Raw genomic sequence first — 12938 nt, forward strand, 5'->3', positions numbered from 1 at the left:
CGGGCTGCGTTAAACGACGGCATCCCGAGCATGGAGTGTGCGGCATGGAGAATGGGTTGATCCGACACCTGATCTGACAGGTCCGATCCCCATTCGGGTGGCCTGGTCAGCGCCACCAAAGAAGTCCATGTTCGTTGCCTTCCGGGAGCCCCCGAAATGTTTTCTTTCTTCGAAACCCTTGTCGATCCCTATGGCCCCTATGAGCGGACCGATGCGCCGCCGCGGCGGCTGTGGCCCTATCTGCGCGACTTCGTGCGGCCATTCCGGCCTGTTTTTGCCGTCACGGGGGTGTTCTCTGTCCTGACCGCCTTCACCGAGGTGGCGCTGATCTGGTACGTGGGCCGGCTGGTCGATGATCTGGCCAACCTTGGGCCGGCAGAGTTCTGGGCGGAAAAGGGCACCGAGGTCATCGTCGTGGCCCTGTTGATCCTGCTGGTGCGGCCGCTGATCCAGGTGACCAACGTCGCGCTGCTGCACAACACCATCATCCCGAACTTTTCGACCATGATCCGCTGGCGGAGCCATGCCCATGTGCTGCGCCAGCCGGTCGGTTGGTTTGAAAGCGATTTCGCGGGCCGGATCGCCAACCGGATCATGCAGACCCCGCCGGCCGCTGCGGATGCGGTGTTCCAGATCTTCGATGCGATGGCCTTCGCCTCGGTCACCGTTGTCGGGGCCGGGATCATGCTGGCAGATGCCGACACTCGGCTCGTGCTGCCGCTGATCGTTTGGTTCGCGCTGTACATGGCGCTGGTGCGGTGGACGGTGAATCGGGCGGGGCCTGCGGCTCAGGCGGCTTCGGATGCACGGTCGATGGTCACGGGGCGGGTGGTAGACGCCTATACCAACATCCATTCGGTGAAGCTCTTCGCCCACCAGGCGGAAGAGCTGGACTATGCCAAGGAGGCGATCGAGAAGGCCCGCTCCACCCAGATGACCGAAATGCGGATCATCACCGCCATGGACCTGGGGCTGAACCTGCTGAACGCCGCGCTGATCGTGTCGGTCACGGGATGGGCGCTGTATCTTTGGGGCGTGGGGGCGGCCAGCATCGGCACCGTGGCGGCGGCTTCGGCGCTGGTGCTGCGGCTGAACAACATGACCTATTGGATCATGTGGGCCTTCACGTCGCTGGTGCAGCAACTGGGCGTGGTGCAGGAAGGGATGGAAACCATCACCCAACCCATCGGCCTGGTGGACAGGCCCGGCGCCAAACCGCTGACTTTGTCTTCGGGCAAGGTCGAGATCGACCATGTGTCGCACCATTACGGACGGGGCTTCGGCGGGCTGGATTCGGTGTCGCTGACCATCCGGCCGGGCGAGCGCATCGGCATTGTCGGACGGTCGGGGGCGGGCAAGTCCACGCTGGTGAAGCTGCTTCTTCGGTTCTACGACACCGAGGGCGGGGCGATCCGCATCGACGGGCAGGACATATCCGGAGTGACGCAGGAAAGCCTGCGCCGGGCCATCGGCATGGTGCAGCAGGATTCGTCTTTGCTGCACAGGTCGGTGCGGGAGAACATCCTGTACGGCCGACCCGGAGCGACCGAGGCCGAGATGATTGCCGCCGCTAAGCGGGCCGACGCGCATGACTTCATCCTGACCCTGCAGGACCCGCAGGGCCGGACGGGGTATGACGCGCAGGTGGGCGAGCGGGGCGTGAAGCTTTCGGGCGGCCAGCGGCAGCGCGTGGCGCTGGCGCGGGTGATCCTGAAGGACGCGCCGATCCTGATCCTGGACGAGGCGACAAGTGCGCTGGACAGCGAGGCGGAAGCGGCGATCCAGGAGGCGCTGTTCGGCGTGATGGAGGGCAAGACCGTGATCGCCATCGCGCACCGGCTGTCGACCATAGCGGCGATGGACCGGATCGTCGTTCTGGAGAACGGGCATGTCGCCGAGGAAGGCTCTCATGCCGAACTTCTGAACAGGGGCGGGCTTTACGCCCGGTTCTGGGCGCGGCAGTCTGGCGGCTTCATCGGGCTGGATGACGAGGCGGCCGAATGACCGTGCGTGCCCGCCTGGGCGACCTGATCGACGCGTTCCGGCCGGCGGACGGCCCGCCGCCCCAGACCCTGGGCGCGTTCTTCAAGTGGTGCCTTCAGGGATCCTGGCCGATGCTGGTGGTGGCCGGGATCCTCTCTTCGGTGGCCGGGGCGACAGAGGTCGTGTCGGCCCTGATTCTGGGATGGGTCATCGATGCGACGGTGAACAGCGGGCCGTCGGACTTTTTCGGCGGCCATGTCGGGCTGATCGCGGGCTTCCTGGTGTTCTACCTGCTCGTGCGGCCTTTGGTCTTTGGCCTGACCTCGGCCTCAAACGCGATCATCGTCGGGCCGAACGTCATGCCGCTGGTGCTGAGCCGGCTGCACCGCTGGACCCTGGGCCAGGCGGTGACCTTCTTCGACAACGACTTCGCCGGGCGCATCTCGCAAAAACAGATGCAGGCGGCGCGGGCCGTGACCGACACGGCGACCGAAGTCATCAACACCGTCTGCTTCGCGCTGGCCTCGGTCATCGGCTCGGTGGTGTTCCTGCTGGCGATCGACATCTGGGTGGCGGTCGCACTGGCGGTGTGGCTGGTGGTCTATATCCTGCTGATCCGGTTCTTCATGCCGCGCGTGCGGGTGAACTCGGCGGCCCGCGCCTCATCGCGCGCGATGGTGTCGGGTCAGGTCGTGGACACCATCACCAACATCAAGACCGTGAAGCTGTTCGCCCACGCCGCGTTCGAGGACCGGGTGGCCATCGAGGCGATGGAGGTGTTCCGCGAGAAGTCGCTGGAATTCGGCGTGATCTCGACCTGGTTCCGCCTGTCGCTGATGACGCTGGCCGGCGTGCTGCCGGTGATCCTGATCGGTGGCGCCGTACTGTTGTGGGCCGCGGGCGAGACGACGGCGGGGGCCATCGCGGCCTCGGGCGCCATCGCCATGCGGATCGCGCAGATGTCGGGCTGGGTGAGCTTTACGCTGATGTCGATCTATACCAGCGTGGGAGAGGTCGAGGATGCAATGAAGACGCTGGCGCGGCCGCATACCCTGGCCGATGCGCCGGATGCGCGGGAACTGCCGCCGGTGAAGGGCGAGGTCCGTTTCGACCACGCGAGCTTTGCCTACGGCCGCCAACGCGGAGGGGTGGCCGAGATCGACCTGACAATCCGTCCGGGCGAGAAGATCGGCATCGTCGGCGCCTCCGGGGCGGGCAAATCCTCGCTGGTGGCGCTGATGCTGCGGCTTTATGACACCGAAAGCGGCCGGGTGCTGATCGACGGGCAGGATGTGCGCGGCGTCACGCAGGAAAGCCTGCGCCGGCAGATCGGCATGGTCACGCAGGAAACGGCGATGTTCAACCGCTCGGCGCGGGACAATATCGCCTATGGAAACCCTGCGGCCAGTGAGGAGCAGATCATCGCCGCGGCGAAGGCCGCAGAGGCACATGAGTTCATCGAGCACATGGTCGATCACCAGGGGCGCAAGGCCTATGACGCCTATCTGGGTGAGCGCGGGGTGAAACTTTCGGGAGGGCAACGGCAGCGCATCGCGTTGGCGCGGGCTTTCCTGAAAGATGCACCGATCCTTGTGCTGGACGAGGCGACCTCGGCGCTGGACAGCGAGGTCGAGGCAAGCATCCAGGCGGCTTTGCACCGCGTGATGCAGGGCAAGACGGTGCTGGCCATCGCGCACCGGCTGTCGACCATCGCCGAGATGGATCGCATTGTGGTGATGGACCAGGGCAGGATCGTGGAACAGGGCAGCCACGCACAGTTGCTGGCCAAGGGCGGGCTGTATGCGCGCTACTGGAACCGGCAGTCGGGCGGCTTCATCGGCGTGGACGACGAGACCGAGCAGGACGCCGCAGAATGACGCTTCGCCTGAGCATCGACCGCGTCGGCCATCTGGGCGACGGGGTTGCGATGGGGCCGGACGGTCCGGTCTTTGTGCCCCAGGTCCTGCCGGGCGAGGTGGTCGAAGGCGCGTTGCAGGGTGACCGGCTGACCGATGTTCGCATCGTCACTCCCTCGCCCGACCGGATCCGCCCCCCCTGCCCCCATGCGCGGACCTGCGGTGGTTGCCTGATGCAACATGCCTCCGACGCTTTCGTGGCCGACTGGAAGCAGGGCATCGTCCGCGGCGCGCTGGCCGGACAGGGACTGGAGGCCCCGCTGCGGCCCATCGTGACCTCGCCGCCCCGGTCGCGGCGACGGGCGACGTTGACGGGGCGCAAGACAAAGGGGGGCGCTCTGCTTGGGTTTCATGCGCGCGCCTCGGACCTTTTGGTGGCAGTGCCGAACTGCCAGCTTCTGCACCCCGACCTGGTCGCCGCATTTCCTGCATTGGACGCAATGACTCGCCTTGGGGGATCGCGCAGCGCCGAGTTGGCGCTGACCGTGACACGGACCCTGGGTGGCCCGGATGTGGCCGTGACAGGAGGCAAGCCGGACGAGGACGGGCTGTCGCTGGACCTTGCGCGGTTGGCCGAGACGCATGGGCTTTCGCGTGTGACGTGGAATGGCGAGGTGGTTGCGATCCGTGCCCAACCGAACCAGCGATTCGGCCGTGCGCTGGTGACGCCGCCGCCGGGAGCTTTCCTGCAAGCCACGATCGAGGGCGAGGCGGGCCTGCTGGCAGCCGTGACAGAGGCGGTGGGTGGGGCACGGCGTATCGTTGACCTGTTCGCCGGTTGCGGCACCTTTGCATTGCCACTGGCAGAACGTGCCGAGGTCCATGCCGTCGAGGGCGAGGCGGCCATGGTGCAGGCGATGGAGAAGGGCTGGCGCGGAGCCGAAGGGCTGAAGCGTCTTCAGGGAGAAACCCGCGACCTGTTCCGGCGCCCGCTGGAGCCGGACGAGTTCAAGGGGATCGAGGCGGTTGTGATCGACCCGCCCCGCGCGGGGGCCGAGGCGCAGGTGGCCCGTCTGGCGGAGAGCAAGGTGCCGGTTATGGCTTTTGTGTCGTGCAACCCCGTGACCTTTGCCCGCGACGCGAAGGTCCTGGTCGAGGCGGGCTGGCGGATCGACTGGGTTCAGGTTGTGGATCAGTTCCGCTGGTCATCACATGTGGAACTTGTGGCGCGACTGTCGCGCTGAAGCGGCTCACGTCTGTGTGATGCCGTGCCCTGCTGGCGGAAACGGGCCTTTTCCTTTAGGCCATTCTGCAAAACAAAGAGCAGACTGATCAGGCACGACGCATCATGGCATTCATTGCACGAATCTTCCTTGTTATGGCCTTGGCCGTCGGGCTGGCATCCTGCGCACCGAACAAGTTCCAGAAGTACGATGGCCCGGCCGTGACCCAGGTGCAGGTGTACAAGGCAGATCGCCGGATGTACCTGCTTCACAACGGCGAAGTTCTTGAATCCTATGACATCGAGCTTGGCGGCAACCCGATCGGGCCGAAGCAGTTCGAAGGCGACATGAAGACGCCAGAGGGCACCTATCACATCAGCCACCGGAACCCGAACTCTCGCTATTACCTGTCGCTTGGCGTTTCCTATCCAAGCGCCGAGGACATCGCCTTTGCCGAAGCCAACGGAAAACGTGCCGGTGGCGACATCATGATTCACGGCACGAACAGGGACAAACGGCGGGCCGAGGACTGGACCGCCGGTTGCATCGCCGTTTCGAACAAGGAAATGCGCGAGATTTATGCGATGGTGAAGCCGGGTACGCCGATCGTCATCTTCCCATGAGGCCGAAGGCCTGGCGGGCTCAGGTGCCCGTGAGCAATGTCCACCAGAGCTTGCCGCCCGGTTCCTGAAACCAGGCAAATCCCATCTGCGTCGCGCGGGGATCCATGAGGATGTCGCGCGTGTCGGGCTGCTTCATCCAGGCCGAAAGGGTCTCGACCTCGGTCTCGTAGGTTTCCGAGATCAGTTCGCCCAGAACGGTGCCGGTGTAGCCCGCTCGCTGCGCCCGGACGATGGGGGAAGAGCCGTCGGACCCGAAGTGCCAAGGGCGGTTCTGCACCGACATGTCGCGAGAGTGCGTCGCAGCTGCCGCATTGAGCGAGGCATTCAGCACCAGCGCCGGCGCGCCCTTGGCCGATCGCAGGGCATTGACCGAATCGAGCACACGATACGGGATCGCGGCCTTCTCCTTTTCGGTGATGTTGTAGACCGTCGGAAGCGGCAGGCCGTCCGGCCCGACAGCGGGTTGACTGGTCGAGCAGGCCGCCAGGACGGCAAGGCCGCCCAGGCTCAGAAGGTTGCGTCTGTCGATCTGCACGTCATTCCTTCCCCGGCCTGTTGGCCATCCTTGTCGCGTCAGCCGGCTGTTTATCCAATGGTCCGTGCCACTTCAAATGCACTCTGCATGAACTTGCCGAGTGACGCGGGTTTGATTTGAAGCGCGCAGGCGAGCGGAGTACAGCCTTTCCGAGGCAGGATCACGATACTTCACGAAGCGGAGACAGCAAAATGGATCGGCTCAAGCTGAACCGGCGCCAGCTTCTGGGCGGCGCAGCCCTTGCGGCGGGAACGGCAGCGCTTCCCGTCTGGGCGCAGGACAACTCGACGGTGTTTACCCCACCGGCTGGTGCGGGCGTGCGCAACAACATATCGAGCTTTCGCACGCTGAACTGGCAGGACTATTTCGCCAACACGACCAACGGAGTGATCCTGGTCGATATCACGTCGCGCACGCTGCATTACTGGTCGGAAGACCAGACGATCTACCGGCTCTATCCGACCTCGGTGCCGCTGACCGAGGATCTGACTCGCCGGGGCAACACCGAAGTCATCCAGAAGGTCGAGAACCCGCCATGGCGGCCGACGGCCTCGATGAAGGAACGCAACCCTGACTGGCCGGATTTCGTGCCCGGCGGCGACCCGACGAACCCGCTTGGGACGCGCGCGCTGTACCTGTCCTGGCCGGCCTATCGCATCCACGGAACCCACGACACCCGCAAGATTGGGCGCCAGTCGTCGAACGGCTGCATCGGGCTTTACAACGAGCACATCCAGGAATTGTTCGGTTACGCCAATGTGGGCACACAGGTGTTGCTAATTTGACGACAAGCGAACCGAGCGCAGCGGAAGTGCATGACCCGCGTTGCAATCCTCGGTTCAAGCTGTGTAAGAAGGTGCCACGAGGTACAGTCTTGGGTGTATGCCGTCGCCTCTGCGAAAAAACCGGCGGTATGCAATAACTGGAGGTTAACATGAAGAAACTCGCGCTCGCTGCCGCCCTGACGGTCGCTGCTTCGTCGGCTTTCGCCGGCGGCATGGCCGAACCGGTTGTCGAACCGGAAGTCGTGGTCGAACAGACCTCTTCGTCGAACGGCGGCTGGCTGGTTCCGGTCCTGCTGATCGTCCTGATCGCTGCTGCCGCTTCGGCTCAGTAATCATCGGCCGTTCAGGCAATTCGGACAAGACGGCGGCATTTGTCGCCGTCTTTTCCATTTTCCGGCCTTTGCTTCGCGACCGATTGGCTGGTCAGACTGAGCCGGCCTGATCAGGCCACCCAGCCTGCAAGATTTTCCTCGATCACTGTGACCAGAGCCGCGACATGCGCGGCATCGTCGTTCAGGCATGGGATGTAGGTGAAGCTCTCTCCCCCGGCGTGTTCGAAGGATTCGCGGATTTCCCCGTCGATCTCTTCGAGAGTCTCGATGCAGTCGGCCGAGAAGGCCGGGGCGATCACCGCGATGCGCTTCTTGCCCTTCCTGGCCAAGTCAGCGACGTGTTCGACCGTGTAAGGGCGCAACCATTCCTCGCGACCGAAGACCGACTGGAAGCTCATGTCGATGTGGTCGCGCTCCCAGCCCAGCCGTTCGCGCAGTAGCCGTGTCGTTTTGGCGCACTGGCAGTGGTAGGGGTCGCCCTCCATCAGATAGCGGCGCGGCATCCCGTGATAGCTGCACACCAGAACGTCCGGTTTCTCGTCCATCGTTGCATAGGCGCGCTCGACCGACTGGGCCAGCGCCTCGATATAGGCCGGATGGTCGAAGTACTCGGGCACCGTGCGAGTTGCGGGCTGGCGTTTCTCGGCCATCAGCGCACGGAAGAACTGGTCGTTGGCCGTGGCAGTCGTGGCCCCAGCGTATTGCGGGTAAAGCGGGAAGAAGAGGATCTTCTCACAGCCGGCTTCGACCATCGCATGGACCTTCGAGGCGGTCGAGGGATTGCCGTAACGCATGCAGAAATCGACCATCACCTTGTCGCCGTGTCGCGCCAGCAGTGACTCGGCGATGCGCGCAGTCTGGTCGCGCGTGATGGTCATCAACGGGCTTTCGTTGCGTTCGGCATTCCAGATCTTGCGATAGTTCGCGCCGCTGGTGAACGGCCGTTTGGACAGGATGATCAGCTGCAGCAGAGGCTGCCACTTCCATGCCGGGTAATCGATCACCCGGCGGTCGGACAGAAACTCGTTCAGATAGCGCCGCATCGACCAGTAATCGGTGGCGTCAGGGGTTCCCAGGTTGGCAAGAAGAACCCCGACGCGGGCCGGCTTGACCGCAGGGTGATTGGCAGGGGCGTGGGCCAGTCGGCCGCGCGACGGATCTTCATTCTCTGGCGCCGTGCGCCCTGCGATTCCCAGATCCAGCATGTCCGTCTTTCCGTTTTCCTGTCACTGGAGCGCACTTAATCGCGTGAACGGCGGGGTCAACCGGTCCCGTCGCCACGCGGCACGCGGAATTCCGCGCTACCGAGCGCATCGGCCAGCTTTTGGGCAGCGGAACCGGGACGCAACGGCTTTTGCTGGCTGGCATCAGGGGCCCAGCCTGCAAGCGCGATGATCTCGAACGTGGCCGGGATCCGACCGTCAGGCAGGCCGTAGACAGCGGCATAAAGTTCCGCTGCCCGCACGATGACGGCGCGGCGCGTCGGGTGGCGCAAGCGTGCGGTCAGCGCGTTGCCCTCGCCCATGGCGCGAAGGTCGCGCATGAGGTGCAGAGTGTCGCGATAGGTGACCCGGCGCGTGACACTATCCGCCACGGGCAGCGCCAACCCGGCGCGCTGCACCAAAGCACCAAGATCGCGGATCTCGCCCATGGGCAACACGCGCGGTGACAGGCCACCCGTGACCTCTGCCTCCGCCTGCGCAAGGACGGCGCGCAGTTCGTGCAGCGTCTGGCCGCCGAACAGGAATCCGAGAAACAGGCCGTCCGGCCGCAGCGCGTTCCTGGCCTGGACCAGTTGGCCCACCGGATCGTTGGCCCAATGCAGCGCCAGTGCGTGAACCACGAGGTCATGTGCCTTCGGTTGCAGCGGGAGGACCTCATTGTCGTCCGAGATCACGGCCCCCGGCAGTTCATCGAGCCACAGGGTCGGAAAGGGCGTGACCACCGCGGGCGCGGTAAACCGCCTGTTAACCTCTGCAAGCCTTTCATGAACTTCGGCGCGGACCTCTTCCTGCAGGAAGAACTCGGTCGCGCGGGCGCGGTTTCGGGCCAGAGCGGCCCGGTCGGTGATCTGAGGAAGGCCTTGCATGAGCGGCACCATGACGGCAACGACGCGGGCGATGCAAGCGGCGCTGCACGTCATCTATCCCCCGCAATGCATTTCCTGCGGGGCTCCTGTCACAACCGACTTCGGACTGTGCGGGCCCTGCTGGCGCCAGACCCCTTTTGTCAGCGGCCTGGTCTGTGATCTCTGCGGCACCCCTCTGCCCGGCGAAGACCCTGGTGCCGTGGTTCACTGCGATGACTGTCTGACGATCGCGCGGCCGTGGAACCAGGGAAGAGCGGCACTGCTCTACAAGGACAATGCGCGCCAGCTTGTCCTGTCGCTGAAGCATGGTGACCGGCTTGATCTTGCCCGCCCGGCCGCCGTCTGGATGACGAAGGTCGCGACGCCCCTGCTGTCGCCCGGAACACTTGTCGCCCCGGTACCGCTGCACTGGTGGCGGCTGGCGGTGAGGCGCTACAATCAGTCGGCCTTGTTGTCGAAGGGAGTGGCGCGGCTGGCCGGGATGGAGCACTGCCCGGATCTTCTGAAGCGCCGGCGCGCCACGCCAAGCCAGGAGGGACGGACGCGCGACGAACGTTTCGCCAACCTGTCCGGAGCCTTGACGCTGCATCCGCGACATGTCGGACGGGTCAAGGATCGGCCTGTGCTTCTGGTCGATGACGTCATGACATCGGGGGCGACTCTGGCGGCGGCTGCCGAGGCCTGCGTTGCAGCCGGTGCAAGCCGGGTATCCGTCGTTGTGCTGGCGCGCGTTGCGAAGGACGCCTAGATCGTTACAGTCGTGTCGGCTGTTCGAGGAAGACGATGAAACCGGTCGAGATCTATACCACGCCGCTGTGCGGCTATTGCCACGCCGCCAAGGGTCTCTTGACACGCAAGGGGGTGGCCTTCACCGAAATCGACGTTAGCGGCAATCCGGACCTGCGCGCAGCCATGGTGGCACGCTCCGGCGGGCGACGGACGGTGCCGCAAATCTTCATCGGCGACACCCATGTCGGCGGATGCGACGATCTCTTTGCCCTGGACGCGGCGGGACAGCTCGATCCCCTGCTGGCAGCTTGACAGCCATGCGCGCGGGGCTCGTCCAGCTTACGGTGACCGACGATCCGGCCTCGGACCTGCCCGCAACGCTGAGGTTTGTGCAGCGGGCAGCAGCCGAGGGCGCCGACTTCGTGCTGACGCCCGAATGCACGAACGGTCTTTCCGCCAACCGCGCTCGCCAGCGCGAACAAACCTTTGCGGAAGCGGATGACCCGACCCTGGCCGCCCTGCGCAACGAGGCGGCGAGAGCGGGAATATGGCTCTTGGTCGGCTCAGTGCGGGTTCTGTCAGATGAGCCTGATGGCCGCTTTGCCAACCGGTCAATACTTGTGTCACCGGGCGGTGAGATCGCTGCTCGATACGACAAGATCCACATGTTCGACGTGAATGTATCGGAAACCGAGGTCTATCGCGAATCTGCGGCCTTTCGGCCCGGTGGCCGCGCGGTTGTGACCGATACACCGTTCGGTACGGTCGGCATGACGGTCTGTTATGACCTGCGCTTTCCCCATCTGTACCGCAGCCTCGCCAAGGCGGGCGCCGGAATCCTGACAGTGCCGGCAGCGTTCAACCACATCACCGGCGCAGCGCACTGGGAGGTGCTTCTGCGCGCACGCGCGATCGAGACCGGCTGCTTCGTTCTGGCCCCGGCACAGACCGGATTCCACGCGGAACGTGAGGGAACCGGACGGCGCACGCACGGCCACTCGTTGGCGGTTGCGCCTTGGGGAGAGATCCTCGCCGATGGTGGAACCGTGCCGGGTGTGACATTGGTCGAAGTTGATCTCGCCCGGGTCGCTGACGCACGGGGCCGCGTGCCATCCTTGTTGCATGATCGAGGCTTCGCCGGACCATGAGCGACCTGCCAACATCATCTGACCGTACGGAAGACATCGCCGTGGCCCTGTTCGGCGAGTTGTTCATGGCAGATCAGTTGGCGCGCAACCGCGTAACGCGCGCCTTGCCCAAGGGTATGGAACTGTCGCATTTCGGCGTGCTGAACCACCTGGCACGGTTGGGCGAAGAGCGCACGCCGGCGCAATTGGCGCGAGCATTTCATGTGACTCGCGGCGCCATGACGAACACGCTGGCCCGCCTGGAATGGGCAGGTCATGTGCACATCCGACCGGACTGGGACGATGCACGCCAGAAGTTCGTGGCGATCAGCCCAGCCGGCCGCGCAGCGCGAGACGCGGCCGTGCAGTCGGTTGCCCCTCTGATCGCCGATGTGGTGCAGGCTCTTGGCGCTGATCGTGTGCGCGCCGTTCTGCCCGTCCTGCGGGAACTTCGCCGGCGACTGGAGGAAGACCCCGGCTGATGCCGGGGCGAATTCCGCTATTGCACCGCTGCATTCACCGCGAGGAGGCCCGCCAACAGCGCCGTGATCGTCCTTGCCGCGGTGACCGGGCTTTCGCTGACCACGACGGCATCGCCGTCCTGCAGCAGGAATTGCCCCGCAGCGAACAGACCGTCTGCGTTGGTAAGATCGAAGGTGAAAACCACGCCTTGTTTTGGTGGCCCGGAACCGTCAGTCCGCACGGCTTTGGCGCTGTAGTTGCGGAGAATGAAGATGGCCGCAGGATTGGCGCGCACCGCATCCATGCCGCCGGTCAACGCCATCGCTTCGAGCGCAGTCACCCGTTCGGAAGGGAATCGCACACGTGACTCGGTTCCGCTGGCTCCGAGAGCAACGAAGTGACGGTCATCTGGTTCGACGAACAGCTTGTCGCCGCCCCTGAGCGTCGTGTCCTGGGAGGGGCTGTTCATCAGTTGGTCAAGAGATATGCCGTACAACCGGCCATCGCGGATAAGTCGAACTTGCGGGTTTTCCAGCGATGGACTGACACCACCGGCCGCCGAAAGCACGCTGAGCACCGTCGTATTGCGGTCAAGGAGCGGGTAGTGACCCGGGCTTGCAACACCGCTGACGATGTCGATCGAGTTCTGCTTGCCAGAGCTCTGTTCGAGTTGCACCTGAACCGACGGGGCAATGGCCACGAGCTTGTCCTGGATCACTTGCCGGGCCTCTTCCGGCGACATCTTCGAAACGTAGACTTCCGAAATATAGGGCAAGAAGATCGTACCGGATTGCGACACGATCAGGCCCGTGAGCGGCACCGCCTTCTGCCCCGGCGGCTTGAGCAACGAGCTTTCTTCGTTATCCCAGATGGTTACGTTGAGATGATCTCCGGGCTGGATGATCTGACCGGATGGCCCGCGACTATGGCCGATCCAGCCCGACGCAGTTCCATTGCCGGACAAGGGCCAGCGTGAAATCGTCGCGAGGCTAGCCCGGGTCACAGGCTCGACGGCGAAGGTTGCGTCGGGATCGTTGGCTCCTGCGAGGATCTGATCCTCACGGCCCGCGCCCTGCGGAAGGTCGCACCCCGCAAGCGTCAGGGAAGCACAAACCATCGCCAGAACAGGCGGTCTCAGTCGAATCAATTGGGCGTCTCCGGCAGCTCGCCCGCCCCCAACGGGTGGACACGACG

14 protein-coding genes are annotated in these 12938 nt (G+C 64.5%); 10 read left to right on the plus strand and 4 right to left on the minus strand.

Going from position 1 to position 12938, the window contains the following annotated elements:
* Nucleotides 1–156 precede the first annotated feature (156 nt).
* The 4 genes from JO391_RS15685 to JO391_RS15700 all read left to right on the plus strand — a co-directional run bounded on the left by JO391_RS15685 (nucleotide 157) and on the right by JO391_RS15700 (nucleotide 5685).
* Nucleotides 157–2004: an ABC transporter ATP-binding protein gene (locus JO391_RS15685; RefSeq protein WP_220661383.1), complete on the plus strand. Its 1848-nt coding sequence runs from the start codon at nucleotides 157–159 to the stop codon at nucleotides 2002–2004.
* Entirely contained in the window at nucleotides 2001–3860 is a 1860-nt protein-coding gene (locus tag JO391_RS15690) for an ABC transporter ATP-binding protein (RefSeq protein ID WP_220661384.1), read from the plus strand. Before JO391_RS15685 ends, JO391_RS15690 begins: the two co-directional genes overlap by 4 nt.
* The gene (locus tag JO391_RS15695) at nucleotides 3857–5083 is read left to right on the plus strand and encodes a class I SAM-dependent RNA methyltransferase (RefSeq protein WP_220661385.1); all 1227 of its coding nucleotides are present in this window, start codon (nucleotides 3857–3859) and stop codon (nucleotides 5081–5083) included. The genes JO391_RS15690 and JO391_RS15695 overlap by 4 nt, the downstream gene beginning before the upstream one ends.
* A gap of 104 nt (nucleotides 5084–5187) precedes the next feature.
* On the plus strand, nucleotides 5188–5685 hold the full coding sequence (locus JO391_RS15700) for a L,D-transpeptidase family protein (protein WP_220661386.1): 498 nt from the start codon (nucleotides 5188–5190) through the stop codon (nucleotides 5683–5685).
* A gap of 19 nt (nucleotides 5686–5704) precedes the next feature.
* Here the strand turns inward: JO391_RS15700 and dalA are convergent, their stop codons facing one another.
* Entirely contained in the window at nucleotides 5705–6214 is a 510-nt protein-coding gene (dalA, locus tag JO391_RS15705; protein ID WP_220664589.1) for a divisome-associated lipoprotein DalA, read from the minus strand.
* Between the two features lie 197 nt (nucleotides 6215–6411).
* On the opposite strand from dalA, the gene JO391_RS15710 reads away from it, so the two are divergent.
* Together JO391_RS15710 and JO391_RS15715 are read left to right on the plus strand one after the other, a co-directional pair.
* Complete coding sequence (locus JO391_RS15710) at nucleotides 6412–7005, plus strand: L,D-transpeptidase (protein WP_220661387.1); 594 nt, start codon at nucleotides 6412–6414, stop codon at nucleotides 7003–7005.
* Nucleotides 7006–7154: 149 nt separating this feature from the next.
* Nucleotides 7155–7337 (plus strand): hypothetical protein, encoded by a 183-nt coding sequence (locus JO391_RS15715; protein ID WP_220661388.1) that lies wholly within the window; start codon nucleotides 7155–7157, stop codon nucleotides 7335–7337.
* Nucleotides 7338–7447: 110 nt separating this feature from the next.
* Here the strand turns inward: JO391_RS15715 and hemH are convergent, their stop codons facing one another.
* Both hemH and JO391_RS15725 read right to left on the minus strand, forming a co-directional pair.
* Nucleotides 7448–8542: a ferrochelatase gene (gene hemH, locus JO391_RS15720; RefSeq protein WP_220661389.1), complete on the minus strand. Its 1095-nt coding sequence runs from the start codon at nucleotides 8540–8542 to the stop codon at nucleotides 7448–7450.
* 56 nt (nucleotides 8543–8598) lie between these two features.
* Nucleotides 8599–9426: a methyltransferase domain-containing protein gene (locus JO391_RS15725; RefSeq protein WP_220661390.1), complete on the minus strand. Its 828-nt coding sequence runs from the start codon at nucleotides 9424–9426 to the stop codon at nucleotides 8599–8601.
* Here JO391_RS15725 and JO391_RS15730 point away from each other — a divergent pair.
* The 4 genes from JO391_RS15730 to JO391_RS15745 are packed head-to-tail and all read left to right on the plus strand — an operon-like array spanning nucleotide 9425 to nucleotide 11764.
* Complete coding sequence (locus JO391_RS15730) at nucleotides 9425–10174, plus strand: double zinc ribbon domain-containing protein (protein ID WP_259444723.1); 750 nt, start codon at nucleotides 9425–9427, stop codon at nucleotides 10172–10174. The two genes, JO391_RS15725 and JO391_RS15730, sit on opposite strands and share 2 nt — an antisense overlap.
* 35 nt (nucleotides 10175–10209) lie before the next feature.
* Nucleotides 10210–10467 (plus strand): glutaredoxin 3, encoded by a 258-nt coding sequence (gene grxC / locus JO391_RS15735; RefSeq protein WP_220661391.1) that lies wholly within the window; start codon nucleotides 10210–10212, stop codon nucleotides 10465–10467.
* 5 nt (nucleotides 10468–10472) lie between these two features.
* Complete coding sequence (locus tag JO391_RS15740; RefSeq protein ID WP_220661392.1) at nucleotides 10473–11303, plus strand: carbon-nitrogen hydrolase family protein; 831 nt, start codon at nucleotides 10473–10475, stop codon at nucleotides 11301–11303.
* Nucleotides 11300–11764, plus strand: a complete 465-nt coding sequence (locus JO391_RS15745; protein ID WP_220661393.1) for a MarR family winged helix-turn-helix transcriptional regulator — start codon at nucleotides 11300–11302, stop codon at nucleotides 11762–11764. The genes JO391_RS15740 and JO391_RS15745 overlap by 4 nt, the downstream gene beginning before the upstream one ends.
* Nucleotides 11765–11781: 17 nt before the next feature.
* Here JO391_RS15745 and JO391_RS15750 read toward each other — a convergent pair whose 3' ends face one another.
* The gene (locus tag JO391_RS15750; RefSeq protein WP_220661394.1) at nucleotides 11782–12891 is read right to left on the minus strand and encodes a polysaccharide biosynthesis/export family protein; all 1110 of its coding nucleotides are present in this window, start codon (nucleotides 12889–12891) and stop codon (nucleotides 11782–11784) included.
* Nucleotides 12892–12938: the final 47 nt, after the last annotated feature.

This window comes from Neotabrizicola shimadae (genome assembly GCF_019623905.1).
GTDB lineage: Bacteria > Pseudomonadota > Alphaproteobacteria > Rhodobacterales > Rhodobacteraceae > Neotabrizicola > Neotabrizicola shimadae.

Excerpts from the sequence above, each read along its gene's own strand:
- JO391_RS15690 (WP_220661384.1), top strand. The coding sequence starts at position 2,001 with ATGACCGTGCGTGCCCGCCTGGGCGACCTGATCGACGCGTTCCGGCCG.
- JO391_RS15715 (WP_220661388.1), top strand. The coding sequence starts at position 7,155 with ATGAAGAAACTCGCGCTCGCTGCCGCCCTGACGGTCGCTGCTTCGTCG.
- grxC (WP_220661391.1), top strand. The coding sequence starts at position 10,210 with ATGAAACCGGTCGAGATCTATACCACGCCGCTGTGCGGCTATTGCCAC.
- hemH (WP_220661389.1), bottom strand. The coding sequence starts at position 8,542 with ATGCTGGATCTGGGAATCGCAGGGCGCACGGCGCCAGAGAATGAAGAT.
- JO391_RS15725 (WP_220661390.1), bottom strand. The coding sequence starts at position 9,426 with ATGCAAGGCCTTCCTCAGATCACCGACCGGGCCGCTCTGGCCCGAAAC.
- JO391_RS15745 (WP_220661393.1), top strand. The coding sequence starts at position 11,300 with ATGAGCGACCTGCCAACATCATCTGACCGTACGGAAGACATCGCCGTG.
- JO391_RS15700 (WP_220661386.1), top strand. The coding sequence starts at position 5,188 with ATGGCATTCATTGCACGAATCTTCCTTGTTATGGCCTTGGCCGTCGGG.
- JO391_RS15730 (WP_259444723.1), top strand. The coding sequence starts at position 9,425 with ATGAGCGGCACCATGACGGCAACGACGCGGGCGATGCAAGCGGCGCTG.
- JO391_RS15710 (WP_220661387.1), top strand. The coding sequence starts at position 6,412 with ATGGATCGGCTCAAGCTGAACCGGCGCCAGCTTCTGGGCGGCGCAGCC.
- JO391_RS15685 (WP_220661383.1), top strand. The coding sequence starts at position 157 with ATGTTTTCTTTCTTCGAAACCCTTGTCGATCCCTATGGCCCCTATGAG.
- JO391_RS15740 (WP_220661392.1), top strand. The coding sequence starts at position 10,473 with ATGCGCGCGGGGCTCGTCCAGCTTACGGTGACCGACGATCCGGCCTCG.
- JO391_RS15695 (WP_220661385.1), top strand. The coding sequence starts at position 3,857 with ATGACGCTTCGCCTGAGCATCGACCGCGTCGGCCATCTGGGCGACGGG.